The sequence below is a fragment of the Falsiroseomonas sp. genome, assembly GCF_051859025.1.
GTDB lineage: Bacteria > Pseudomonadota > Alphaproteobacteria > Acetobacterales > Acetobacteraceae > Falsiroseomonas.
In genome coordinates this window covers 109,393-134,730 of sequence record NZ_JBHYGL010000040.1, presented here as the reverse complement: position 1 = coordinate 134,730, position 25,338 = coordinate 109,393, and the positions used below count along the sequence as shown (strand labels likewise).

The 25,338-nt window shown below is 71.1% G+C and carries 21 protein-coding genes; 12 read left to right on the top strand and 9 right to left on the bottom strand.

Annotated features, from left to right (window positions below):
* Positions 1–4 precede the first annotated feature (4 nt).
* Both paaD and ACTIE5_RS27855 read left to right on the top strand, forming a co-directional pair.
* A complete protein-coding gene (gene paaD / locus ACTIE5_RS27860; RefSeq protein WP_439553000.1) occupies positions 5–502 on the top strand; it encodes a 1,2-phenylacetyl-CoA epoxidase subunit PaaD in 498 nt (165 codons plus the stop codon).
* Positions 503–527: 25 nt separating this feature from the next.
* A complete protein-coding gene (locus ACTIE5_RS27855; protein ID WP_439552999.1) occupies positions 528–1,607 on the top strand; it encodes a 2Fe-2S iron-sulfur cluster-binding protein in 1,080 nt (359 codons plus the stop codon).
* Here the strand turns inward: ACTIE5_RS27855 and ACTIE5_RS27850 are convergent.
* Complete coding sequence (locus ACTIE5_RS27850; protein ID WP_439552998.1) at positions 1,604–2,485, bottom strand: LysR family transcriptional regulator; 882 nt, start codon at positions 2,483–2,485, stop codon at positions 1,604–1,606. The genes ACTIE5_RS27855 and ACTIE5_RS27850 overlap by 4 nt on opposite strands.
* Positions 2,486–2,624: 139 nt before the next feature.
* Here ACTIE5_RS27850 and ACTIE5_RS27845 point away from each other — a divergent pair, with 139 nt between their 5' ends.
* The gene (locus ACTIE5_RS27845) at positions 2,625–3,488 is read left to right on the top strand and encodes an MBL fold metallo-hydrolase (protein ID WP_439552997.1); all 864 of its coding nucleotides are present in this window, start codon (positions 2,625–2,627) and stop codon (positions 3,486–3,488) included.
* A 147-nt stretch (positions 3,489–3,635) separates the two neighbouring features.
* On the opposite strand, the gene dnaN is transcribed toward ACTIE5_RS27845, so the two are convergent.
* The 3 genes from dnaN to ACTIE5_RS27830 all read right to left on the bottom strand — a co-directional run bounded on the left by dnaN (position 3,636) and on the right by ACTIE5_RS27830 (position 7,019).
* Entirely contained in the window at positions 3,636–4,763 is a 1,128-nt protein-coding gene (gene dnaN, locus ACTIE5_RS27840; RefSeq protein ID WP_439552996.1) for a DNA polymerase III subunit beta, read from the bottom strand.
* Between the two features lie 134 nt (positions 4,764–4,897).
* Positions 4,898–5,932 carry an agmatinase gene (gene speB, locus ACTIE5_RS27835; protein WP_439552995.1) on the bottom strand — a complete coding sequence of 345 codons (1,035 nt, stop codon included), beginning with the start codon at positions 5,930–5,932 and terminating at the stop codon, positions 4,898–4,900.
* Between the two features lie 277 nt (positions 5,933–6,209).
* Positions 6,210–7,019, bottom strand: a complete 810-nt coding sequence (locus tag ACTIE5_RS27830) for a gamma-glutamyl-gamma-aminobutyrate hydrolase family protein (protein ID WP_439552994.1) — start codon at positions 7,017–7,019, stop codon at positions 6,210–6,212.
* Positions 7,020–7,214: 195 nt separating this feature from the next.
* Between ACTIE5_RS27830 and ACTIE5_RS27825 the strand changes: the two genes are divergently transcribed.
* The 4 genes from ACTIE5_RS27825 (at position 7,215) to ACTIE5_RS27810 (ending at position 11,337) form a co-directional block, all read left to right on the top strand.
* The gene (locus ACTIE5_RS27825; RefSeq protein ID WP_439552993.1) at positions 7,215–8,189 is read left to right on the top strand and encodes a Bug family tripartite tricarboxylate transporter substrate binding protein; all 975 of its coding nucleotides are present in this window, start codon (positions 7,215–7,217) and stop codon (positions 8,187–8,189) included.
* 50 nt (positions 8,190–8,239) lie between these two features.
* On the top strand, positions 8,240–9,283 hold the full coding sequence (locus ACTIE5_RS27820) for an SAM-dependent methyltransferase (protein ID WP_439552992.1): 1,044 nt from the start codon (positions 8,240–8,242) through the stop codon (positions 9,281–9,283).
* Positions 9,284–9,592: 309 nt separating this feature from the next.
* Positions 9,593–9,724, top strand: a complete 132-nt coding sequence (locus ACTIE5_RS27815; RefSeq protein WP_439552991.1) for a hypothetical protein — start codon at positions 9,593–9,595, stop codon at positions 9,722–9,724.
* Between the two features lie 56 nt (positions 9,725–9,780).
* Positions 9,781–11,337 (top strand): GMC family oxidoreductase, encoded by a 1,557-nt coding sequence (locus ACTIE5_RS27810; RefSeq protein WP_439553085.1) that lies wholly within the window; start codon positions 9,781–9,783, stop codon positions 11,335–11,337.
* Between the two features lie 218 nt (positions 11,338–11,555).
* Here ACTIE5_RS27810 and ACTIE5_RS27805 read toward each other — a convergent pair whose 3' ends face one another.
* From ACTIE5_RS27805 to mutS, 4 genes are all read right to left on the bottom strand, one after another.
* The gene (locus ACTIE5_RS27805) at positions 11,556–13,865 is read right to left on the bottom strand and encodes an NADP-dependent malic enzyme (protein ID WP_439552990.1); all 2,310 of its coding nucleotides are present in this window, start codon (positions 13,863–13,865) and stop codon (positions 11,556–11,558) included.
* Positions 13,866–13,988: 123 nt separating this feature from the next.
* Complete coding sequence (locus tag ACTIE5_RS27800) at positions 13,989–14,258, bottom strand: hypothetical protein (protein ID WP_439552989.1); 270 nt, start codon at positions 14,256–14,258, stop codon at positions 13,989–13,991.
* Between the two features lie 94 nt (positions 14,259–14,352).
* Entirely contained in the window at positions 14,353–17,175 is a 2,823-nt protein-coding gene (locus tag ACTIE5_RS27795; protein WP_439553084.1) for a [protein-PII] uridylyltransferase, read from the bottom strand.
* Positions 17,176–17,180: 5 nt separating this feature from the next.
* The gene (mutS, locus tag ACTIE5_RS27790) at positions 17,181–19,883 is read right to left on the bottom strand and encodes a DNA mismatch repair protein MutS (protein WP_439552988.1); all 2,703 of its coding nucleotides are present in this window, start codon (positions 19,881–19,883) and stop codon (positions 17,181–17,183) included.
* A 122-nt stretch (positions 19,884–20,005) separates the two neighbouring features.
* Here mutS and ACTIE5_RS27785 point away from each other — a divergent pair, with 122 nt between their 5' ends.
* Positions 20,006–21,580, top strand: a complete 1,575-nt coding sequence (locus ACTIE5_RS27785; RefSeq protein WP_439552987.1) for an ABC transporter substrate-binding protein — start codon at positions 20,006–20,008, stop codon at positions 21,578–21,580.
* 3 nt (positions 21,581–21,583) lie between these two features.
* On the opposite strand, the gene hrcA is transcribed toward ACTIE5_RS27785, so the two are convergent.
* Complete coding sequence (gene hrcA, locus ACTIE5_RS27780; RefSeq protein ID WP_439552986.1) at positions 21,584–22,633, bottom strand: heat-inducible transcriptional repressor HrcA; 1,050 nt, start codon at positions 22,631–22,633, stop codon at positions 21,584–21,586.
* Between the two features lie 327 nt (positions 22,634–22,960).
* On the opposite strand from hrcA, the gene ACTIE5_RS27775 reads away from it, so the two are divergent.
* Genes ACTIE5_RS27775 through ACTIE5_RS27760 form a run of 4 tightly spaced genes read left to right on the top strand, consistent with a single transcriptional unit; the run spans position 22,961 to position 25,308 of the window.
* Positions 22,961–23,179 carry a hypothetical protein gene (locus ACTIE5_RS27775; protein ID WP_439552985.1) on the top strand — a complete coding sequence of 73 codons (219 nt, stop codon included), beginning with the start codon at positions 22,961–22,963 and terminating at the stop codon, positions 23,177–23,179.
* Positions 23,180–23,216: 37 nt separating this feature from the next.
* Positions 23,217–23,969, top strand: coding sequence for a ribonuclease PH (gene rph / locus ACTIE5_RS27770; RefSeq protein WP_439552984.1), 753 nt, complete (start codon positions 23,217–23,219; stop codon positions 23,967–23,969).
* Positions 23,966–24,577, top strand: coding sequence for an RdgB/HAM1 family non-canonical purine NTP pyrophosphatase (rdgB, locus tag ACTIE5_RS27765; protein WP_439552983.1), 612 nt, complete (start codon positions 23,966–23,968; stop codon positions 24,575–24,577). The genes rph and rdgB overlap by 4 nt, the downstream gene beginning before the upstream one ends.
* Entirely contained in the window at positions 24,574–25,308 is a 735-nt protein-coding gene (locus ACTIE5_RS27760; protein ID WP_439552982.1) for a hypothetical protein, read from the top strand. Before rdgB ends, ACTIE5_RS27760 begins: the two co-directional genes overlap by 4 nt.
* Positions 25,309–25,338 lie beyond the last annotated feature (30 nt).

The window sequence follows — 25,338 nt, the reverse complement described above, 5'->3', positions numbered from 1 at the left end:
TGTGGTGAGCGTCCTCACGCTCGACCTGGCGCGCGCCAGGGCCATCGCGGGCGCGGTGGTGGATCCGGAGATTCCGGTGCTGACCATCGCCGATCTCGGCGTGCTGCGGGATGTGCGCCTGGGCGATGACGGCGTGACGGAGGTGGACATCACGCCGACCTATTCGGGCTGCCCGGCGATGAATGTGATCGCCTTCGAGGTCGAGGCCGCGCTGGCCGCCGCCGGGTTTTCCGATGTGCGGGTGCGGCTGGTGCTCTCGCCCGCCTGGACGACGGATTGGATGACGCAAGCCGGGCGCGATGCGCTGCGGGGCTACGGCATCGCGCCGCCGGCCGCACGCGCCGGGCGCCGCGCCCTGTTCGGCGCCGATGACGACACCCCCTGCCCGCGCTGCGGCAGCCTGGCCACGGAAAAGCTCTCGGAATTCGGCAGCACCGCCTGCAAGGCGCTGTGGCGCTGCACGGCCTGCCGCGAGCCCTTCGACCAGTTCAAATGCCTGTAGCCCCGTGATGATGAACGAGGCGCCGATGAACGCCGTGTCCACCCGCTTCCATCCGCTGCGCGTGGTTGATGTTGCACGTGAAACATCCGATGCCGTGGCCATCACGCTGCAGCCGCCGCCCCATGCCGATTTCCGCTTCACGCCGGGGCAGTACCTGACCTTCAGGCGCGTGGTGGACGGCGTGGAACAGCGGCGGAGCTATTCCATCTGCGCCGGCCTGGATGACGGGACCTTGCGCGTCGGCATCAAGCGGGTGCCGGGGGGCGCCTTCTCTGGCTGGGTGGTGGACCAGCTGCGGGCGGGCGATGTGCTGGACGCCATGCCGCCGGAAGGGCGCTTCGGGCTGATGCCCGACGCCGCCGCGCGCCCACGGACGGTGCTCGGCATCGCCTGCGGCAGCGGGATCACGCCGATCCTGTCCATCGCATCCAGCCTGCTGGCGCGGGAGCCCCGGGCGCGCTTCGTGCTGCTGTATGGCAATCGCGACGCGGCGGGGATCATGTTTCGTCAGTCGCTGGAGCACCTGAAGGATCGGTATCTCAGCCGCCTGGCCGTGGTGCATGTGCTGAGCCGGGAGAAGCATGAACTCAGCGCGCTGCATGGGCGCCTCGACGCCGCACGGATCGCGGCCTTGCTACCGGGGCTGGTGCCGGTCGGTGCGATCGACGCGGCCTTCCTCTGCGGGCCGGATGGCATGGCCGCGGGCGCGCGCCGGGCGCTGGAAGGGCTCGGGATGGACCCCACCCGCATCCAGGAGGAACGCTTCACGCCGGCCGCGGGCACCCTGCCCCGCGCCAAGCCCGCAGCCCCGCCGGAAGCCCCGGCGGCGGCGACCGCGACCATCACCGTGGATGGCGTGACGCGCGACGTGCCGATGGCATCTGGCGAATCGGTGCTGGAGGCCGGGCTGCGCGCGGGGCTGGACCTGCCCTGGTCCTGCCGCGGCGGCATGTGCTGCACCTGCCGGGCGAAGGTGACGGAAGGCGCGGTCGCGATGGCGACCAATTATTCGCTCCAGCCCTGGGAGATCGAGGCCGGCTTCGTGCTGACCTGCCAGTCCCGCCCGACCGGCGCCACCGTGACGGTCGATTACGACGCCAGCTAGGCGTTGCCGTTGGCCAGCAACTCCAGAAACAGGCGCACGCGGGCGGGGCGGAAGCGGGCGGGCGGCAGCAGGGCGATGACGCCGCCTTCCGGCAGCAGCCAGCCCGGCAGGGGCGCCACCAGGCGGCCGGCGGCCAGATCCTCTGCCACCGCGTAGTCCGGCAGGATGGCGTAGCCCGTGCCGGCCAGGGCCAGGGCGCGTACGGCCGGGGTGGTGTCCACCGTCGCCACCGCCCTTGTCTCCACGGTCACCGTCTCCGCCGATCCGTCCCGGCGGAAGCGCCAGCGGCAGGGTTCCTTCAGCCGCGCATGGGCGATCCAGGGCCGCGTGGCGAGGGCCGCCGGGCTGTCCAGCGCCGCTGGCCCGGGGGCGCAGACCAGCAGCTGGCGAAAACTGCCGAGGCGCCTGGTGGCAAAGCTGCCCGGTTCCTCCCGCAGCCAGCCCGTGCGGATCGCCAGATCCAGCCGCTCCGCCATCAAATCATGCACCGTATCGGCCAGGCGGAGTTCGACGGGGCAGGCCGGGTGGGCCGCGATGAAGCGCGCGACGGCGGGGGCGATGACGGCCGTGCCGTAGTCCAGCGGGGCCGCGATGCGCAGCGTGGCGGCGGGGCCCGCGCCCTCCGCCACCTCCGCCAGGGCGGCGGCGGCCTCGGCCAGTGCGGGCGCGCAGCGGGCATGCAGCGCGGCGCCGGCCTCGGTCGGCGACAGGCGGCGGGAGGTGCGGGTGATGAGGGTGGTGCGGAGTTCCTGTTCCAGCCGCGCCACCTGCTGGGAGACGAGCGATTTGGTGACGCCGAGCCGCGCGGCCGCGGCGGTGAAGGACCCCGCTTCCAGCGTCGCCGCGAAGAAGGCCAGGCGGTCGAGGGAGGGCAGCATCGCGGGATTGTCCATCTGGACTGAACAGTGTGTCAAGAACGTCGGTCTCGATGGACAACGGGGCGGGCGTCATGGTGCGGGCAAGCCCGATGCGGGCGCCAAACGGAGACCGACCATGACCCTGACCCGGAGAAGCCTGATGACCGCTGTTGCCGCCGGCACCGCCGCCGCCTCCCCTGGAGCCTCCCCTGCCCTGGCCGCCACCCCCCTGTCCTGGCGCGTGCTGCAGGGCGCGCCGACCAGCTTCGGCAAGACCTCCGTCCTGCTGACCGGCCAGCGGGATGCGGTGCTGGTGGATGGCATGTTCACCCTGGCGGAAGGCCGCATGGCGGTGGAGGCGATCCGCGCATCCGGCAAGCGCCTGACGACGGTCTTCGTCAGCCATGGCGACCCCGACTACTACTTCTCGCTCGAGGTGGTGCGCGCCGCCTTCCCGGAGGCGCGGTTCCTGGCCACGCCCAGCACTGTCGCCCACATCAATGCGACGATGGCGAAGAAGCTGGAGACCTGGGTGCCGCGGATGGGCGACAACGCGCCCCGCAGCCCCTTCGTGCCGGAGGCGATGACCGGCACGACGCTGCGGCTGGAGGATGAGGTGCTGGAGCTGGTGACGCCGGAGCCGGCGCTGCCGGATCGCAGCTACCTGTGGTCGCCCTCGCTCGGCGCGATGTTCGGCGGCGTGCTGGCCTTCGCGGGGCTGCATGCCTGGACGGCCGATACGGCGACGCCGGCCTCGCGCCTCGCCTGGTGGTGGGCGCTGGTGGCGATGGAGGCGCGCAACCCGCGGATCGTGGTGGCGGGGCATGGGGTGGCCGGGGCGGCGACGGATGCGTCTTCCCTGCGCAGCACCCGGGAATACCTGGAGGTGTTCGAGGCCGAGTTCGCCGCGGCGGCAGATGGCGCGGCGCTGATCGCGGCGATGAAGCGGCGCTATCCGGGGCTGGGGCTGGAGATCGCGTTGGAGATCGGGGCGAAGGTGGCGAAGGGGGAGATGAACTGGTGAGTGCTGGGGAAGGCGCTGCCTTCTCCAGACCCCTACCGCCAGGGCCGAACCGGCCCTGGACCGTCATCAATTGAAAAATCCGGCGGTCCAGGGTCGCCTTCGACCCTGGCGAGGGGGTGCAGGGGGAGCAGCGCTCCCCCTGCGGGCTCACACCCGCATCGGCATCAGCACATACAGCGCTTCCGGCTTCGCGCTATCCGTCACGATCGTCGGCGCGGACCCGTCGGAGAAGCGGAACTCCACCGTCTCCGCGATCTGGTCGGTGATGTCGTTGAGGTAGCGGGCCTGGAAGCCGATCTCGATGGGCGCGTGCTCGTAGTTCACGACGTCGCCATCCAGCTCCTCCTGCGCCTGGCCGAGTTCGGCGCTGGCGGCGGAAAGCAGCAGGTGGTTGCGATCGACGGAGAGCTTCACCGGGCGCGACCGCTCGCTGCTGATGCCGGCGACGCGGCCCACGGCCTCCGCGAAGGCCTTCTTCGTGACCTTCAGGATCTTGTCGTTGCCGCGCGGGATCACGCGCTCGTATTCCGGGAAGGTGCCGTCGATCAGCTTGGAGGTCAGCTGCACGGGGCCGAGGGTGAAGCGGATCTTGGTGTCGGACAGCGCGACGGCGATCTCATCCGTCACTTCCTCGGCCAGCTTGCGAAGCTCGTTGACCGTCTTGCGGGGGATGATGACGCCCGGCATCTCGGACGCGCCATCGGGCAGGGGCTCCTCCACCCGGGCCAGGCGGTGGCCATCGGTCGCGACGGCGCGCAGCACCTTGGCGCCGCCCGCTTCGGTGGCGTGGATGTAGATGCCGTTGAGGTAGTAGCGCGTTTCCTCGGTGCTGATCGCGAAGCGGGTGCGGTCGATCAGCTCCCGCAGCTGGCCGGCCGGCAGCGCGAAGCGGTGCGGCAGCTTGCCCTCGGTCATGGAGGGAAAATCCTCCACCGGCAGGACGGCGAGCTTGGCGTCGAAGCGGCCGGCGCGGAGCGTCAGCTGGCTGTCGCCGCCGGGGTGGTCGAGTTCGATCTTCGCGGCCTCGGGCAGCTTGCGGACGAGTTCGAACAGCGTCGCGGCCGGGGCCGTGGTGCGGCCGGTGCGGGTGACGGTGACGCCCGGCACTTCCTCCACCACCGCGATCTCCATGTCGGTGGCGGTCAGGCGCAGGCCGCCGTCGCGGGCCTCCAGCAGGACATTCGCCAGGATGGGGATGGTATTGCGCCGCTCCACCACGCTCTGCACATGCGCGAGCGCCTTGAGCAGCACTGCCCTGTCCACCGTGAACTTCATGGCACCCGATATCCCGAATTTCTGAAGTGGCCCCGGGGCGCGACATGCCCCCGGACCCCATGGCCCCCGACAACGACCCTACATAACAGGCCGGAATCGCTTGTTGAAGGCGCGGTTTTCCGGAGATTCCGCCCCTACCCCCGAAACGAGGGCGCCCGGGCCAGCAGGCAGATCAATTGAAACATGACCTGGGCCCCGATCTGGGCGGTGGCGGTCGATCCGTCATATTGCGGTGCGACCTCCACCACATCGCCCCCCACCACATCCAGCCCGGCCAGGCCGCGCAGCAGTTCCAGCACCTGCAGGGGCGCCAGGCCGCCCACTTCCGGCGTGCCGGTGCCCGGCGCGAAGCCGGGATCGACCGCATCGATGTCGAAGGAGACGTAGATGGGCCCCTGCGCCACCGCCCGGGCGCGGGCGATGACGGCGGGGATGCCCATCGCCGCGACCTCATGCATCGGCAGCAGCGTCATCCCGCTGGCGGTGGAGAATTCCCAGAGGTAGCCGGCGCCGCCGCGGATGCCGATCTGGATCGTCCGGTCGGGGTCCAGCACGCCTTCGAGCACCGCCTGGCGGAAGGGGCCGCCATGGTGGAAGCGGGTGCCCTCATACTCGCCGCCGGTGTCGGCATGGGCGTCGATATGGACCATGCCTAAAGGGCGGTCGCGGCCCAGCGCCTTCAGGATGGGCAGGCTGATGGAATGGTCGCCCCCGGCCGAGACCAGGCGGATGCCGGCGGCGTGGAGCCTGGCCACATGCGCCTCGATGTCGGCGTGGCAGGTTTCGAGCGAGAAGCGGGAGGCCATGGGCACGTCGCCGATATCGGCCACGCGCGCCTCCGTCATCGGCGCCATGTGCAAGGCGGGCTCATAGGGCCCGATGCGTTCCACCCCCCGGATGGCGCGCGGGCCGAGGCGCGATCCCGCGCGGTTGGTGACGCCGAGGTCCATCGGCACGCCGAGCAGCCCGATCTCCGGCGGGTTGGCGAGGGGATCGCTCTCAAGTCGCGCGCCGCAAAAAGTGGCAATGCCGGCGAAGGGCCAGGCGCGGCGGTCGCCCTGGAACTGGCTGTCGATGATGCGGCGGAAGAGGGGGTCCTGCGTCTCGCCCTCGCCTGACGCGCCTTCGGCGAAGCGTGCCTTCAGCCGTGCCAGCCTGTCCTGATCCATGGTCGGGGGCCCCCTTGCGATGCGGCCATCATGCGCCCGGAAAAGCGCCCGGTCAGGGGGGTGACCGGGCGCCACGCTAACGTTCCGATCGGAATGGTCGGGCGAGCCGGCAGGGGAACCGGACTTCGTCCACCGGCAAAGTCGAGGCCGGCAAAGGAAGATTAGCCTGGGGGGCGAGCGCCTTGCAAAAGGCGAATGCATGTCCGACCGGAAAAATCGGGCAAGCCGAAGGCGGGTCGCGCGGTCGTGACCGGACCATTTCGCAGGTGTTGCGCTTTCAGGCCGCTTCGCGCTGCGCGACCTGGCCCTGCGGGCGGCGCCCCGCGGCCCAGTCGGCGCAGGCGGCGCCGAAAACCTCGAAGATCGTGCGGCTCAGCGCGTCATGCTCCCAGTCATATTCCGGGTGCCATTGCACGCCCATGGCGAAGCCGGGGGCATCGGCGACGCGCACGGCCTCCACCGTTCCGTCCGGCGCCCAGGCTTCGGCCACCAGGCGGGGGGCGAGGCGGCAGATGCCCTGGTTGTGCAGCGAATTGACGGGCACCGCTTCCGGCCGGAAGCCCTGGCCCGCCGCGGCCCAGATTTTCCCGAGTTGGCTGTCGGCGGACAGGCGCACGGCATGGGCCTTGCCGGTGCGGACCTTGGGCAGCTTCTGGTCCGACGGCGTCGAATGGTCGAGGCGGCCTGGCAGGTCCTGGATCCGCTGGTCGAGCGACCCGCCCAGCGCCACGTTCAGTTCCTGGAAGCCGCGGCAGATCGCCAGCACGGGCAGGCCGGCCGCGATGGCGGCGCGGATCAGGGGGAGCGTGGTGCTGTCCCGCGCCACATCCTCCGGCGTGCCCTCGGCATGGGCGGGGCCCTGATAGTGGTCGGGGTGCACGTTGGACCGGCTTCCCGTCAGCATCAGCCCATCGAGGCGGGGCAGGATGTCCGGCACCAGCGCCTCCCCCGCCGCGGGCAGCAGGACGGGGACGCCACCGATCGGGCCGAGCGTGACCCGGACGTAGCTGTCGGACGCCGCATGGTTCGGCGTGGCGAAGATGCCGAACGCCTTCACGCAGCAGGAAATGCCAATCATCGCGCGCATGCGGCAACTGTCCTGCCTCGGCATGGCAGGATCAAGACAGGTTTTCGGCTATTCGCGTGTTGACGGCGCATGGCTGGCGCGTGTTGCCGCTTTGCCGGGCAGGCAATGCGTGCGCGGGGGCCTCATCCCCGCTCATTCCGGTTGCGCCGGGCGCGAGGGGCCGCAGAATGGCATCCGCATTCGAGGAGATCGGGCATGGTTGGACGTCGGGGCCTTCTGGGTGGGATGGCGGGACTGGGTGTGGCGGGCTTCGCGCAGGGCGCGGCCGCGCAGGCCGCCTGGCCGGACCGGCCGATGCGCTGGATCGTCGGCTACCCGCCGGGCGGGGCCTCCGACGCCTTCGCGCGGCTGATCGCGGCGCAGATGGGCCCGCGGCTCGGCCAGAATGTCGTGGTGGAGAACCGGCCCGGCGGCGGCGCGGTGCTGGCGAGCGAGATCGTCGCCCGCGCCCCGGCCGATGGCTACACCTGGATGCATGTCGACAACGGCATCCTGACCTACAACCCCGCCCTCTATGCCCGCCTGCCCTATGACCCCGACCGCGATTTCACCGGCGTGGGCTTCATCGGGCGCTTCCCGCTGTTCATCGTGGTGCGGCCGAATGATCCGGTGCGGGATTTCGCGGGCCTGCTCGCGGCATCGCGGACACGGGCGCCCACCTACGGCACCCCGGCGGTGGCATCGCCGCACCATTTGGCGATGGAACTCGTGAAGCGGCGCACCGGGCTGGCGGCGGAGCATGTGCCCTATCGCGGCGGCCCCGCCGCCATGCAGGATCTGCTGGCGGGCAATGTGGACGTGGTGGTGATCGACACCGCGACCGGCACGCCCTTCATCCGCGATGGCCGGGTGCGCGCGCTGTGCGTGATGAGCGAGGCGCGGAGCGCGCTGTTCCCGGATGTGCCGACGCTCCGCGACCTCGGCCATGATGCCGTGGCCTATGGCTGGCAGGGCATGAGCGTGCCCGCCGGCACCCCCGCCCCCGTGGTCGCCCGCCTGGCGGAGGAGATGATCCGGGCCATGACGTCGCCCGACCTGGCGCGGCGGCTGGCCGACCTCGGCATCGAGTACCAGCCCTGGACGCCGGCGCAGTTCGCCGCCTTCGTGGCGCAGGAGAACGCGACCTGGCGGCCGCTGATCCGCGACCTCGGCATCCGGCTGGATAGCTGAGGGCGGGCGGCTTGTTGCCCCCGGCGGGATTCGGGGGCAGAGGAAGCGGCATGGACAAGCAGGGCATGGCGGGGCCGCTCCGCCGGGTGATGGCGCTGTTCGCGCGCGGGCGGCAGGGCGTGGCGGAGATCGCCAGCCGCGCCGCCCGGCCATCGGCGGAAGCGCGGCACGCGGCGTGGAACACCAAGGTGCTGGGCTCCGCCTTCGCGCGACAGCTTTATGCCAGCGGGGCCGCCGGGCCGGGTGTCAGGCCGCAATCATTCCCCGTCCAGGTGCGCCTGACCTCCGGCCTCTGCCGCCAGGCGGATATCGAGCAGCCCTGGCTGCACTACTGGTGCTCCCGCCTCGGCATGATGCCGATCTATCATCGCAAGGTTTGGGAGGATTGCTTCGTCGCCCAGGCGCTGTGGGAGGCGGGGATGCTCAACAACCGCCGCCGCGCGCTGGGCTTCGCGGTGGGGCGGGAGATGCTGCCCGCCTTCTTCGCCGCCCATGGGGTGGAGGTGCTGGCCACCGACCTCGGCGCGCAGGACCAGAAGGCCCGCGGCTGGCAGGATACGGGGCAGCATGCCAGCGAGATCGACCATCTGTTCTGGCCGACGCTGGTGGAGCGCGAGGTCTTCGACCAGCGCGTGACCTTCCAGCCCGCCGACATGCGGCGCATTCCTGATGCGATGGCCGATGGCAGCCGGGATTTCGTCTGGTCCGTCTGTTCCCTCGAACATCTGGGCAGCATCCAGGCGGGGCTGGACTTCGTGGTGCGCGCGATGGATTGCCTGCGGCCCGGCGGCATCGCGGTGCATACCACCGAGTTCAACATGGCGGCCGATGGCCCGACGCTGGATGGCGGCAGCACCGTGCTGTTCCAGCGCCGCCATATCGAGGCGCTGGGCGAGCGCCTGGCCGAGGCGGGGCATGAGCTGCTGCCGGTGGATTTCCACCCCGGCCGGGGGGTGCTGGACCAGTTCGTGGACCTGCCGCCCTTCTCGGAGGAGGACGGCGCGCTGCCCGTGGCCGATACGCCGCATCTGCGGCTTGCCATGGGGGAGCATGTGGCGACCTCGATCGGACTGATCATCCGCAAGGCGCGGTAGGGCCCTCAAGAATACTAAGGTTTTAGTGTTTTTAGCCCATTTAGCACCGTTTTCGCGGGGCCTTCGCCGTCCGGCATTTCCAGATGGGCGGGGCTTCCGCGCGCGCCATGCCCTGCGCGCATGGGGCGATGGCGGGCGCGGGTCGGCGCATGATGGCTGGAACATAGACCGAACAGGCGCGGTTTTTCCAGCGGAAAGGCGGCGCGCCGCTAACGGATGATTCACGCGGGGCGCCCATGATGCGCCCCAGGCGGCCCCGGTGCCGCCCCGCCAGGAGGGCGCACCCGGATTCCAGCGGGGAGCCCCGCCATGCCCAACGCCTCCAGCCTGCCGTTCCGCGCCCTCTCCTTCCGGGCCCGCACCCCCGTGCGCGACTTCCTGCGCAACCTGAAGCGCTGGCTGACCTACAAGCCCCACCGCGCCTATATGCGGGGACGCTGAGGCGCCGGTATCCTTGCCCCCTGTGATGGGGACGGGGACCAGGCGCCTTGCATGACGTGATCGTGGTGGGGGGCGGGTCAGCCGGCGCCGCCCTGGCCGCCAGGCTTTCGGAAAACCCCGCCCGCCGCGTGCTGCTGCTGGAAGCGGGGCGGGACTGGCGCACCGCCGAGGCCCCCGCCGCGCTGCGCAGCCCCAACATCATCCCCTTCATGCACCACCCCGACCACCAGGCCGCCTGGCAATGGCCGGGGCTGATGACGCGCCGCACCGCCGCCCAGCAGCCGCGCTTCTACTGGCGAGGCAAGGCGATGGGCGGGTCCTCCACCGTCAATGCCCAGATCGCCATCCGCGGCGTGGCGGCCGCCTTCGATTCCTGGGCGGAAGCGGGGTGCGAGGGATGGTCGGCGGCCAGCGTCCTGCCGATCTTCGACCGGATCGAGGATGACGCGGATTTCGGCGTCCCGGGTCCCGATGGAACGGGCAAAAGGCTCGGCGGGCCGCTACCGGTGTATCGGATGCCGGAGGACCGCTGGGGCGCGGTGGACCGGGCGCTGCGCGACGCGGCGCTGGCGGCCGGGCATCCCTGGAAGGCCGATCTGAACGCACCGGAGGGGGAGGGCATTTCCTGCAACCCCATCAATTTGCGCGACGGGCAGCGCATCACCACCAATGATGGATACCTGGAACCCGCCCGCGGGCGGCCGAACCTGACGATCCGCGGGGATGCGCTGGTGGACCGCGTGGTCTTCGACGGCCGACGCGCGCGCGGCGTCCGCCTGCGCTTCGGGGATGGGCCGTGGGAGGAGTTGGCGGCGCGGGAGGTGGTGCTGTGCGCCGGCGCCATCCATTCGCCGGGGCTCCTCATGCGCAGCGGCATCGGGCCGGCGAGCGAATTGAAGGCGCTGGGGATCGCGGTGCTGCATGACCAGCCCTCGGTCGGCGCGCATTTCATGGACCACCCGATCCTGCGCGCCAGCCTGGCGCTGAAGCCCGCGCATCGCGCCCAGGGGCAGGATGCGCGCCACACCAATTGCTGCGTCACCTATTCCAGCGGGATGGGCGGGGAACGGGACATGATCCTGGTGGCGCATAACCACCGCGGCCTGTGGGAGGACGGCCCGGCGCCGAATGGGGGCATCGGGGTCGCGCTGTATGAGGCGCTGTCTCGCGGCTCCGTCCGGCTGGCGTCCGCCGATCCGGAAGCGCAGCCGGTGGTGGAGGAGAACATGCTGGACCATCCGCTGGACCGCGCGCGGATGCGCGACGGGGTGCGGCGGTTGGCCAGGCTCTGTGCCATGGCGCCGGTGCGCGACATCGCGGAGGCGATCACCTTCGGGGAGACGGGGCTGGCGTTGGGCAGCGTTGCCGCGCTGCCGGACGGGGAACTGGACGCGCTGATGCTGGCGGAGGCCGGGGATATCCAGCACGCCGCCGGCACCTGCCGGATGACGGCGCATGAGGATCCGCGGGGCGTGGTGGACCCCGATCTGAAGGTGCGGGGGGTGGCGGGGCTGCGGGTGGCGGATGCGTCGATCATGCCGGCGGATTGCCGGGCCAACCTGCACTTCACCTGCGTGATGATCGGGGAGATGGCGGCGCGAAGGATGGGGTAGCCCGCAGGGGGGCGCTGCCCCCTTGCACCGAGTGTTGCCCGCAGGGGGCGCTGCCCCCTGCACCGAGTGTTGCCTGCAGGGGGGCGCTGCCCCCCTGCACCCCCGGCCAGGGGGGAGACCCCCCTGGACCATCGTCAATGGCCTGGGTTCCAAGGGCCCGCTGGTCCTTGGCGAGGGGGTGAAGGGGGAGCAGCGCTCCCCCTTCAGGCCACCCGTCCCTACTTCGGCAGCGCGGCGTGAGCAGCCAGGCAGGCGATGTCGAGGATCTGGTTCACCCCCGCTTCCATGCCGACGATCTGCACCGGCGCGGACAGCCCCATCAGCAGCGGGCCGATGGTCTGGGCCGAGGTCAGCCGCGGCGCCGCCTTGGTCAGGATATGCGCGGCATGGAGGCCGGGCATGACCAGGACATTGGCCGGGCCGGTCAGGCGGCAGAAGGGATAGAGCTTGGCGCGCAGATCATCATCCAGCGCCACATCGGCCGCCATCTCACCGTCATATTCGAAATCGACCTCCCGCTGGTCCAGCAGCTTCACGGCATCGCGGACATTGCCGGGGATGCTGCCCTTGGGGTCACCGAAGGTGGAGAAGGACAGGAAGGCCACGCGCGGTTCCTGGCCGATGCGGCGCGCGGCGGCGGCGGCGCGGATCGCGATCTCCGCCAAGGTCGCGGCATCCGGGCGTTCATGGATGGCGGTATCCGCCACCAGCACCGTGCCCGACCGGCGCGCCAGCATCAGCGTCAGGCCGAACAGCACCGTGCCCGGCGCGGGGTCGATCGCCATGCGCACGCCTTCCAGCGCCGCGGCGTAGCTGCGCGTCACGCCCGTGACCATCGCATCCGCATCGCCATTGGCGACCATGCAGGCGGCGAAGACGTTGCGGTCCAGATTCACCAGGCGCTGGCAGTCGCGCAGCAGGAAACCCTCCCGCTGCCGCTTGGCGTAGAGCCAATCGGCATAGGCGCCGTTCTTTTCCGACACGCGGGCGTTCTGGATCTCGATCCCGGCGCCGAGGGGGATGCCCAAGGCGGCGACGGTGGCGTTCACCCGGTCCTCTCGCCCCACCAGCACGGGGGTGCCGTAGCCGGCATTGCGGAAGGCGATGGCGGCGCGGATGACCTTCTCCTCCTCGCCCTCCGCAAACACCACGCGGCGGGGATGGGCGCGGACGCTTTCCGCGATGGCTTCCATCGCACCCGCCGTCGCATCGAGGCGCCCGGCCAGGTCGCGGGCATAGCGCGCCAGATCCGCGATGGGCTTGCGCGCCACGCCGCTTTCCATCGCCGCCTTGGCGACGGCGGGGGAGACGCGGGAGATCAGGCGCGGGTCGAAGGCATTGGGGATGATGTATTCGGGGCCGAAGCGGAGCGACTTGCCCGCGCCGGCGCCCGCCACTTCCTCCGGCACATCCTCCCGCGCCAGCATGGCCAGGGCCTCGGCAGCCGCGACCTTCATGGCGTCATTGATGGTGGAGGCGCGGACATCGAGGGCGCCGCGGAAGATGAAGGGGAAGCCGAGGACGTTGTTGACCTGGTTCGGGTAGTCGGACCGGCCGGTGGCCACGATGCAGTCCGGGCGCACGGCGCGGGCTTCATCCGGCGTGATCTCGGGATCCGGGTTCGCCATGGCGAAGATGACGGGGTTGGGGGCCATGCTGCGGACCATGGCGGGGGTGACGGCGCCCTTCACGGACAGGCCCATGAAGCAGTCGGCACCCTCCATCGCCTGGGCGAGCGTGCGGGCGGTGGTTTCGACCGCATGGGCCGATTTCCACTGGTTCATGCCTTCGGTGCGGCCGCGATAGATCACGCCCTTGGTGTCGGCCAGGATGACGTGCTGCGGGCGGATGCCCATGGCCTTGACCAGCTCGGCGCAGGCCACGGCGGCGGCGCCCGCCCCGTTGATGACGAGCTTGACCGTCTTCAGGTCGCGCCCCGTCAAATGGCAGGCATTGATGAGGCCCGCGGCGGCGACGATGGCGGTACCGTGCTGGTCGTCATGGAAGACGGGGATGTCCATCAATTCCCGCAGCCGCTGCTCGATGACGAAGCATTCGGGGGCCTTGATGTCTTCCAGGTTGATGCCGCCGAAGCTGGGGCCGAGGTAGCGGACGGCGTTGACGAAGGCGTCCACATCCTCCGTGTTCACGCACAGATCCATGCTGTCGACATCGGCGAAGCGCTTGAACAGCGCGGCCTTGCCTTCCATCACGGGCTTCGACGCCAGGGCGCCGAGGTTGCCGAGGCCCAGCACGGCGGTGCCGTTGCTGATGACGGCGACGAAATTGCCCTTGGAGGTGTAGTCGTAGGCCAGCGAGGGATCGCGGTGGATTTCCAGGCACGGCGCCGCCACGCCGGGGCTGTAGGCGAGCGAGAGGTCGCGCGCGGTGATCAGCGGCTTGGTGAGGCGGATCTCCAGCTTGCCGGGCCGGCCCTCGGCATGCATGGCGAGCGCTTCCTCGCTGGTCACGCGAGCGGTGCGTGTGTCCGCGACGGCCTCGACGGAATTCTTGCGCGCGTCGTCCATGGTGTCTGATTTCCCCCGACCTTCAGCCCTCCGTTATGCGACCGAAGGCGGCGGCGCGGAAGCCGGTCGCTTCGCGATTGCGAGGGGCTTAGCAGCGCGAAGCGAGGTCGGCGGGGGGTGGGGTCAGCCCGAACCCTGGGGCTTGCCGGGCGCGGCCCCCTTCACACCGATCTGCACGGGACCGCCCTTGGCCGGCTTGCCGCCGGCATCGCGCGCGGCGTTCAGTTCCGCGATCTCGTTCGCATAGCCCGTTCCCGGATCGATGCCGGGATCGGCCGGGTCTTCCTGGTCCCGTGTCGCGTGGTGGGGGCCGACGCTCTTGGGGCGGGCGGTCTTGGTCTCGAGGTCGTATTTCCCGGTGAAGGAAGTGCGGTCCTTGTCGTCGCTGGCCATGGCGTTGTCCTCCGCTGATGACGGGGACAACGCGGCGGCCGGGCGAAGGATCAACGCGGCCCTGAAACCCGGATCGACAGCCCCGCCCCCCGCTTCACACCACCCTGACGCCCGTATCCACCGGGACATCCGGCGCGCCGAGCGCGACCAGCAGCGCGGCGCGCAGCGTGGAGAGTTTGCGTTCGTTCTCCACCTTCAGGCCGAAGACGTCCTTCACATAGAAAACGTCGACGGCCCGAACCCCGTAGGTGGTGATGTGGGCGGAGGCGATCTGCAGGCCCTGGCCGCTGATCGCGGCCGTGACCGCGTGCAGCAGGCCCGGCCGGTCGCGGCCATTCACCTCGATCACCGTGTGGGTGTTGCTGGCGTGGTTATCCAGCACGACGCGGGGCGGGATGGTGACGGCGCGGAGCCGCGCGGGTTCGCGGCGGAGCTTCGCGATCTCCTGGTCCAGCCGCAGGCGGCCGGACAGCGACTGCTCGATCAGCACCGCGAGGCGCGCCAGGCGGTGCGGCGCGTCGAACGCCCCGCCCGCCGCGTCCTGCACCCAGAAGGTGTCGAGTGCCATGCCGTTGGTCATGGTGTGGATGCGGGCATCGACGATGCTGGCGCCGGCCACGGCCAGCGCGCCGGCGATGCGGCTGAACAGGCCGGGGTGGTCGGAGCAGTAGACCGTGACCTCGGTGACGGAACGCGCCTCAATGACGCGGGTGCGGACGGTCAGCGGCGCCTGGTCCGCTTCCGCGTCGCGGATCATCTCCGCATGGCGGGCATGGGTATCGGGGTCGAAGGACAGCCAGTAGCCGGGGTAGCCGAGGCCGAGGAACCGGTCGAGGTCCGCCTTCGCCATCGTCTCCAGCAGCGATGCCGCCGCGGCGCGGGCGCGGGCCACGCGGGTGTCGCGTTCCGGCACGGAAAGCCCGCCGGCCAGCACTTCCGCGACGCGCCAGTAGAGTTCGCGCAGCAGGGTCGCCTTCCAGCCGTTCCAGACCTTGGGCCCCACCGCGCGCATGTCGGCCACCGTCAGCACCAGCAGAAGGCGCAGGCGTTCGGGCGATTGCACCGTTTCCGCGATGTCGAGGATGGTCTTGGGGTCGTCGATGTCGCGCTTGAAGGCGGTGGCGCTGATCAGCAGATGGTTGAGCACGAGCCAGGAGACGGTCTCCGTCTCCTCCGGCGACAAACCAAGGCGGGGACAGAGTTCCAGCGCCACCTGCGCGCCGAGTTCGCTGTGGTCTCCGCCCCTTCCCTTGGCGATGTCGTGCAGCATGACGGCGACATAGAGCGCACGGCGGGACTGGATCTGGCCAATGAGTTCGGACGCCACCGGCGCGATCTCGTTCAGTTCGTTGCGTTCCAGCGCGGAGAGGACGCCGATCGCCTCGATCGTATGCTCCTCCACGGTGAAGACGTGGTAGGTGTCGAACTGCATCAGGCCGACGATGCGGGCCCAGTCCGGCATGAAGCGGGACAGGAAGCCGACCTCGTTCAGCACGCGCATGTGGCGCGCGGAATCCTTGCCCGTCAGCAGGTCGAGGAAGAGCGTGTTGGCGGCGGGGTCGTCGCGCAGCGCGACGGCGTAGCGCGCGTTGCGGATCAGCGCGCGATGGGCGAGCGGATGGATTTCGAGGTTGCGATCCCGCGCGGCCCGCACCAGGCGCAGCATGATGGCGGGATCGTCGGCCACCTGGCGGTCCGGGGCGAAGAGCACCTTGCCATCGGCCAGTGCCATGCCGGCATGGGACAGCGCGGCATCGCCGGCCGGCACCACGGCGGGCGGGCCGAGCGCGGCACGCTCGATCGCGGGTTCCAGCAGGCGCGTCAGGCGCACCACGTCCCTTGCCGTCAGGAACAGGTGCTTCATGAAACGCTCGACGCCGTCCTGCACGCCGTGGCGGGTGTAGCCCATGCGGGCGCCGACCACGGGCTGCAGGTCGAAGGTCAGGCGTTCCTCGGCGCGGCCGGTCACGTAGTGAAGGTGGAAGCGGACGGTCCAGAGGAAGTTCCAGGCGCGGCGGATGCTGCGCGCTTCCTGCGGTGTCAGCAGCCCGCCGCCGGGGCTTTCGGGGCCGACTAGTTCGGGCATGCGCTGCACGCCGAAGGCATGGCGGGCGAGCCAGTAGAGCGTCTGCAAATCCCGCAGCCCGCCGCGGCCTTCCTTGACGTGGGGTTCCACCAGGAAGGGGCTTTCGCCGTAGCGCGCGTGGCGCGTCGTGCGTTCTGCGCGCTTCGCCGCCAGGAAGGGGGCCAGGCCGCTCGCCTTGCGGGCCGCCAGGAAGGTTTCCTGGAAGCGGTCATGCACCGCGCGATTGCCGGCGAGGAAGCGGGCATCGATCAGCGCGGTCTGGATGGTGACGTCGCCGCGCGAATCCTCGATGCATTCATCGATGGTGCGCGTGGCGTGGCCGACCTTCAGGCCGAGGTCCCAGAGCAGATAAAGAAGAAACTCCACCGCGCGGCGCCCCTGCGGGCCGAGCGGCGCATCCGACAGGAAGAGCAGGTCGATGTCGGAATAGGGCGCCAGCACGCCGCGGCCATAGCCACCGGTCGCGATGAGTGCGAAAGTTTCTTCCGCTGGCGCCCCCGCTTCCTGCGGCGGGACTTGAGCCCCCCCCGCCTGCGGCGGGACCTGGGCGAGGGTGTAGGTGTGGATGGCGCCGACGATGCCGTCCGTCAGTGCCGCCAGCCAGCGCGCGGCGCCGAGGCCGGAAAGGTCATGCGCTTCGAAGGCCCGCTGGACGCGGCCCTGGACGCGACCGAGCTGGCGGCGCAGCAGGCCGAGCGCGATGTCGCGGGCGACGGGCCGGCCATCCTCGACGAGCCCCGCGATCAGGTCCGGCAGGACCTCCGGTGGCTCGCTGGTGGGCAGCACGGGAATGGCCGCCGATGAGGGCGGTTGGCCGAGGCTGACTGTCATCTCTGTCACACTACCGTGTCACCTGGCGCTGCAACAGGGTTCTCTTGCTGCGCTGCGTCAACTTCCGCAGAGAGCGCCTTCAACCGATAGAGCGCCTCCTGCGCTTCGCGCGGCGACAACGCGTCCAGGTCCATCTCCGCGAGTGCCGCTTCAATCGGGGAGAGTGGCCGCGGGGGTGCCGACACGCGTTGCGCGAAAAGGGGAAGTTCCTCTGCCAGCGTATCGGGCCCGCCGCCGCGCGCGCGGGCTTCCAGCGCCTGCAGAACCTGGTTCGCGCGCGCCAGCACGGGGCGCGGCACGCCCGCCAGCCGCGCCACATGCACGCCCCAGCTGCGTTCGGAGGCACCGGGGCCGACCAGGTGCTGGAACACGACCTCGCCCCGCCATTCCCGCACCTTCATGGAAGCGAGCGCCACGTCGGGCAGCCGGCCCGCCAGCGCGGTGAGTTCGTGGAAATGCGTGGCGAAGATGGCCCGGCAGCGGATGCGGTCATGCAGCGCCTCCAGCACCGCCCAGGCGATGGCCAGCCCATCCCAGGTCGCGGTCCCGCGGCCCACTTCATCCAACACAACCAGTGAACGGCTTGTTGCCTGGTTCAGGATGGCCGCGGTTTCCGCCATCTCCACCATGAAGGTCGATCGCCCGCCGGCGATGTCGTCCCCGCCACCGACGCGGGAGAACAGGCGATCCACCAGCCCGATCCGGGCGGATTGCGCGGGCACGAACATCCCGGCCTGGGCGAGGACCACCATCAGCGCGTTCTGCCGCAGCCAGGTGGATTTGCCGGCCATGTTGGGGCCGGTCAGCAGACACAGGCGCCGGCCGGGGGACAGGTCGCAGTCATTCGGCACGAAGGACGCGCCGCGGGCGCGCTTCTGCATCACCTCCACCACCGGGTGGCGGCCGGCCACGATGCAGAATTCCGCGCGTTCCGTCAGCGCCGGCCGGCACCAGCCGCCTTCCGCGGCCAGCGTCGCGCTGGCGGCATGGACATCGATTTCCGCCAGCGCGCGCGCGGCGTCCGCGATGGCGCTGCCCTGCGCCAGCGCCAGGCGCTTGAGGTGCGCGACGCAGGCGCGTTCCCGCGCCGCCGCGCGGTCCCCGGCTTCCGCCACCTTGCGATCCAGCTCCGCCAGCGCGGCGCAGGTGAAGCGCACGGCATTGGCCATGGTCTGGCGATGGATGGGGGATAGCGGCTGGCCGGGCGGGATGGGGGAGGCGCGGAGCAGCTTCTCGGCGGGTGCCGCGGGCACTTCGGCCAGGAAGCCGAATTGCTGGTGGTGGCGGATCTTGACGCTGGCGATGCCCCAGGCCTGGGCGAGGTCCTGCTGCAATGCCGCGATGGCATCGCGCCCGCCATCGCGCAGCCGCCGCAGCGCATCCAGTTCGCCGTCATAGCCGGGGGCGATGACGCCGCCATCCTCCAGCCTCGCCGGCAGTTTTTGCAGGTTCAGCGCCCGGCCGAATTCTTCCTCCAGCGCGGGATCGAGGTTCAGCGTTTCGGCGGCCTGCGCCATGAGCGGGGGCGCGGGCAGCGCGGCGGCGGCGATGGCGTCCCGCGCCGCGGCGGCCACGCGCAACCCGGCCAGCAGCGCGGCCAGGTCCCGCGGGGCGAAGCGATCGAGGGCGAGCCGCGCCAGCGCGCGGGCCATGTCGGGCGCGCCCTTCAGCGCGCTGCGCAGCGCGCTCCGCGTGGCCTCCGCCCCCAGCAGGAAGGACACCGCATCATGGCGCGCGGAGACCGCCGCCGCCTCCGCCAGCGGCGCGGAGAGCCGGCCCGCCAATTCGCGCGCGCCGGCGGCGGTCAGCGTCGCGTTCACCGCGCCGAACAGCGTCGCCTGGTCGCCGCCGCGCTGGTCGCGGAGGATTTCCAGGCTGCGGCGGGTGGCGGCATCCAGCGCCAGCGTGCCGGCCGCACCCGCCTGGGGGCGCGGCGGGTCGAGGCGCGGCAGGGCGCCGGCCTGGGTTTCCCGCACATAGGACAGCGCCTGGGCGGCGGCGGCGAGCTCGGCTTCCGTGAAGATGCCGAAGCCTTCCAGTGTCGCGACGCCGAAGGCCTCCCGCAGCAGCCGGGCCGGGTCGCGCGGCTTCACGCGGTGGGCGATGCGGCCGGGCAGGCGATGGAGCAGGTCCGGCAGTTCCGCCAGGTCGCGCTCCGCCACCGCCTCCACCGGTTCCAGCCTGGCGAGCAGGGCGCCGAGTTCGGCCTTGGGCAGGGCCATCGTCTCGAACCCGCCGGTCGAGACATCGAGCCAGGCGCAGGCGAAGCCATCGCCGGCTTCGGCGAGGGCCAGCAGCCAGGCGGGGCGCGTGGCTTCCAGCAGCCCGTCTTCCGTGACGGTGGAGGGGGTGACGACGCGCACCACTTCCCGCCGGAGGGTGCTGGCCTTGCGGGCCTTGGCCTGTTCCGGCGTCTCCATCTGGTCGCAGACGGCGACGCGGAAGCCAGCGCGGATCAGCCGGGCGAGGTAGGCTTCCCAGGCATGGACGGGCACGCCCGCCATGGGTACGGGCTGGCCGCGATGCTCCCCGCGATGGGCCACCGCGATGTCCAGCACCGGGGCGGCGCGTTCGGCATCATTGAAGAAAAGCTCGAAGAAATCGCCCATCCGGAAGAACACCAGCGCATCCGGGTGCTGGGCCTTGGCGGCGAACCATTGGGCAAGGGCGGGGGTCGCGCCCTCGGCGGGGGGAATGCTGTCCGTCACCGGGGGGATGCTACAGCAGGCGGGGCCGGCGCGGAACCGCGTGGCTTGCCGGGATGGAACAGCCGGCCGTAGCCTTCGCTTGCAGCGGCCGCTCAGCGCCGCGGGGTCGGGGAGCTTTCATCATGCGTCGTCGTGATCTTTTCGCCGCGGGGGCGGCGCTGGCCGTCTCAGCGCCCGCCGTGGCGCAGAACAGCCGCGCCACCACGCTGCGCATGGCGCCGCAGGCCAATCTCAGCGTGCTGGACCCGGTCTTCACCACCGCCACCGTCACCGGCAACCACGGCTTCTACGTCTTCGACACGCTCTATGGCGTGGATGCGCAGCTTCGCGCGGTGCCGCAGATGGCGGAGGGGCATGAGGTTTCGGCCGATGGCCTGACCTGGCGGATCAAGCTGCGGGAGGGGTTGCGCTTCCATGATGGCGAACCCGTCCGCGCGGTGGACTGCATCGCCTCCATCCGCCGCTGGTGCGCGCGGGAGCCCTTCGGGCAGTTGCTGGCGCGCGTCGCGGAGGAATGGATCGCCGCCGATGACCGCACCATGGTCATCCGCCTGCGCCGCCCCTTCCCGCTGCTGCTGGACGCGCTGGCGAAACCCGACGCCGCCAGCCCCTTCATCATGCCGGCCCGCCTGGCCGCGACCGATCCCTCCCGCGCGGTGACGGAGATGGTGGGGTCCGGCCCCTACCGCTTCATCGCCAACGAATTCAATTCCGGCAGCCGCGTGGTCTATGAGAAGTTCGACGGCTATGTCCCGCGGCAGGAGGCACCGACCTGGACCTCCGGCGCCAAGGTCGCGCATTTCCGGCGGATCGAGTGGCACATCCTGCCCGACCCCGCGACGGCGGCGGCGGCCTTGCAGGCGGGCGAGATCGACTGGTGGGAACGCCCGCACCCCGACCTCCAGCAGCTTCTGGCCCGGTCGCGCGACGTGCGGCGGGAGGTGACGGACCCGACGGGCCGCATGGCGGTGCTGCGGATGAACAACCTCCAGCCGCCCTTCGACGATGTCCGGGTGCGGCGAGCCGTGCGGCTTTCCGTCGCGCAGGACGAATACATGCGGGCGTCGCGCGGCGACGACATGCGGGACTGGTCGGTGGGCCGCAGCCTCTGGCCGCGCCACACCCCCTATTTCGAGGATCTGGGCGCGGAGGTGATGCCGGGCGACCTGGACCGGGCGCGGGCGGCGCTGCGGGAAGCGGGCTATGCGGGGCAGAAGGTCGTGGTGATCAACCCGACGGATTTCCCGGATATCGGGCCGCTCGGCCAGGTGACGGCGGATCGGCTGAAGCGCGCCGGGATGAATGTGGAGCTGTCGGAAAGCGACTGGGGCACGGTGGTGCAGCGGCGCGCGAACCGGGAGCCCACGGATCGCGGCGGCTGGTCCATCCTGCACACCACGGGGGGCGCTTCCGCCTGGGCGAACCCGGCGACGTCCTTCCTCGTGCGCGGGCAGGGCGCGAATGGGTGGTTCGGCTGGTGGAAATCCGACCGGGCGGAGGAGCTGGCCGAGGCCTGGCTGAACGCGCCGGATGAGGGGCGGCAGCGGGCGCTGGCCTCCGAACTCGGGCGCCATGCGCTGGACGAGGCCGCCTTCGTGCCGCTCGGCCAGTTCGTGATCCGCACGGCCTTCCGGCGGGACATCACCGGCATCCTGCCGGGGTCCTCGCCCTATCCCTGGAATGTGCGGCGCGGGTAGGACCTATCCCAGCAGGCGGCCGATCACCCGGGCGGTGTAGTCCACCACCGGGATGATGCGGCCGTAATTGATCCGCGTGGGGCCGATGACGCCGATGGCGCCCACGATCTTCTCCTGGCCGTTGCGGAAGGGCGCGACGACCATGGAGAGGCCGGCGCTGTCGAACAGGCCGCTCTCGGCGCCGATGAAGATCTGCACGCCTTCGCCCCGCTGGGCGAGGTCGAGCAGGCGGAGCATCGTCTCCTGCGCTTCCAGCCGCTCGAACAGCGCCTGGATTTCGGTCACGCGCTGCACATGGTCCAGGTTCTGCAGCAGCTTGGCCTGGCCGCGGAGGATCAGCGAACCCCCGCTGCCGCCGGACCAGGTGCCGAGCCCGGCCTCGATCACCTGGTGGGTCAGGGCGTCGAGGGCGGTCTGGTTGGCGGCGATCTCCTCCGCCACCGTGCCGCGCGTCTCATCGAGCGTGCGGCCGGAGAGGCGGGCGTTGAGGTAGTTGCTGGCCTGTTGCAGGGCGGAGGGGGGGAGGCCGGCAGGAACCTCGATGACGCGGTTCTCCACCTGGCCATCGGCGGTGACCAGCACGACGAGGGCGCGGCCGGCGCCGAGGGCCACGAATTCGATGTGGCGGACCGGGGCTTCACGCTTCGGCGCCACGACCAGGCCGGCGGCGCCGGCGAGGCCGGAGAGCATCTGCCCGGCCTCCCCGAGCGTTTCCTGGAGGCTGCGGCCGCCGGAGGCGCAGCGGGCGGCGATGGCGTCGCGCTCCTCCTCCGCCAGCGCGCCGAATTGCAGCAGGCCATCGACGAAGAGGCGGAGGCCCCGCTCCGTCGGCAGGCGGCCGGCGGAGGTATGGGGGGCGAACAGGAGGCCGGCGTCTTCCAGATCCGCCATCACGTTGCGGATGGTGGCGGGCGACAGGGCATGGGGCAGGCGGCGGGAGAGGGTGCGGGAGCCGACAGGCTCCCCGGTCTGGACGTAGATCTCCACCAATTCGCGCAGGATCGCGGCGCTGCGATCGTCCAGGTTGGGCGGCAGGGGGATGGTCGGCGTCATGTTGGGGGCCCCCGACGGACGCGGCGGCCTGGTGATTGGACCCATGGGTCAGTGTCCCGGACCGATTTCTTGAGAGGAACGCTAGGGGCGGGTGGCGTGGCCGGTCAACCTGTTGCGAACATTCGGCGCCGTTGTAACGCGGGGTGACGGCGCCCTGGAATCGCCCGGAGCGGCAAGGTTTCGACACAGAGGCGCCACGCCAGGGTTACCGGCATCGGGTCATGTGGGGTCCGGACAGGGACAAGGGGAGACCCCGATGCAGGCGAAACAGGGGGCCACGCTGTGGCCGACGCTGCTGACCCAATGGCTGGGGCGGGCCTCCGGCCCATGACGGCGGTGTTCGCGGCGGCGTCGCTGATGCTGGCGGGCGGCGCGGGGATGATGACGTCGCTCATGCTGTCGCCGGTGCGGGGCGCCTTCCGGGTGGCGGCGCTGCTGATGGTCTCGGCGCTGGCGGTGGGGGTGGGGCTGCTGCTGATCGCGGGGCCGCCGGAGGGGGATGAGTTCCTGCTGACGGGGCTGGTGGTGGGCGCGCTGGTCGGTTGATGCTGGACGCCGGGCGCGGGGGGGATTACGCCGCGCCATGATCGATTTCCCTGCCGGCTTCAAAGCCCCCTTCGTCCGTCCCTCCGGCCGTGTGGCCGATGCCATGCGGGAGGTCACGCTCACCCCGGGCCAGGCCCGGCATGCGGAGGGGTCCTGCCTCATTCGCTTCGGGGTGACGGAGGTGCTGTGCACCGCCAGTGTCGAGAGCAAGGTGCCGCCTTTCCTCCGCAATACGGGCCAGGGCTGGGTCACGGCGGAGTATGGGATGCTGCCGCGCGCGACCCATACCCGCGGGGACCGTGAGGCCGCGCGGGGCAAGCAGTCCGGGCGGACGCAGGAGATCCAGCGGCTGATCGGGCGCAGCCTTCGCGCCGTGACGGACCTCAAGGCGATGGGGGAGATGTCGATCACGGTGGACTGCGACGTGCTGACCGCCGATGGCGGCACGCGTTGCGCCAGCATCACCGGCGCCTGGGTGGCGCTGCATCTGGCGTTCCAGCACTGCATGAAGATGAATGTGCTGAAGGTGAACCCGCTGAAGGACCAGGTGGCCGCGATTTCCTGCGGCATCTGGAACGGCACGCCGGTGCTGGACCTCGACTATGCCGAGGACAGCAAGGCGGAGACGGATGGCAATTTCATCATGACGGGCTCCGGCGGGATCGTGGAGGTCCAGGCGACGGCGGAGGGTGCGCCGTTCTCGGAGAAGGAATTGGTGGAACTGCTCGGCCTGGCGCGGGCGGGGACGGCGAAGCTGTTCGAGATGCAGAAGGTGGCGGTGCGGGGATGAGTCACCGCCTCCTCACCGGGCCCAGGCTGGTCCTGGCCACGCACAACAAGGGCAAGGTGCGGGAGGTGGCGGCGCTGCTCGCCCCCTGGGGGTTCGAGGTCGTGGCGGCGAGGGAGTTGGGCCTGCCGGAGCCGGAGGAAACTGAAGAAAATTTCCTCGGCAATGCGCGGATCAAGGCGCTGGCGGCGGCCACCGCCTCCGGCCTGCCGGCGCTGGCGGATGACAGCGGGTTTTCCGTGGCCGCGCTGGATGGCGCGCCGGGGGTGCGGACGGCGGATTGGGCGGAGACGCCCCAGGGCCGCGACTACGCCATGGCGATGGGCAAGGTGGAGAAGCTGGCGCGGCACGCGGCGGATCGGGGGGCCTGGTTCTCCTGCGCGCTCGTGATCGCCTGGCCGGATGGGCATACCGAGGGGTTCCTCGGCGAGGCGCATGGCCACTGGGTCTGGCCGCCGCGCGGCGGGAACGGCTTCGGCTACGACCCGATGTTCGTGCCGGCAGGGGGTGCCGAGACCTTCGGGGAGATGACGGCGGAGGCCAAGCACGCCATCAGCCACCGGGCGGACGCTTTTCGTCAATTGTCCGCGGCCTGTCTGCCCCCACCGTGATCCGCCGCGCCGCCCTTCTGCTGGCCTTGCTGCTGCCGATGGCAGCGGTCGCGGAGGAAGCGGGGGCGCTGCGGACGGAAGCGGGGGTGGTGGCGCGAGATGGCGCGGCGGCGGGCGCGGTGGTTTGGCTGCACCCCCATTACACCGAAGGCCCGCCGCCCGAGGCGCCCGCCTTCATGGCCCGACTGGCGGCGCGGGGCTGGGATCTGTGGCGCTATGACCGGCCACCGGGCGGGCCGGTGCCGCCGGCCTCACCCTTGACCGCCTGGGTGGACCCGCTGGCGGAGGGCACGGCGGCGCTGCGGGCGCAGGGATACGCCCGGGTGGTGCTGGTGGGGGAGAGCCGCGGGGCGTTCCTGGCGCTGGCGGCCTTGCGGGTGCCGGGGCTGGCGGATGCGGTGGCGCTGGCGGCACCGGCCGCGCATGGGCGGCGCGCCGATCGGCAGTCCCGGGCGCTGGCGGATTTCGCGGCGGCGCTGGACCGCGCCGCGCCGGATTCGGTGCGGCGGATCGCGCTGCTGCTGTTCGACAATGATGGCTGGGACCCGGACCCGACGGCGCGGGCGGCGCTGTTCCGGGCGGCGGTGGCGCGCCTCGGCTGGGATGCGCTGCTGGTCGACCGGCCGGCGGCGCCGACCGGGCATGGCGGGGTGCAAGAGCCCGAATTCGACGCGATCTTCGGCGCCTGCCTGTCCGATTTCCTGGAAGGCCGTTCCGCCGCCTGTCCCTGAGGGGCAACGAACGGGCGCCGCCGCCTCACG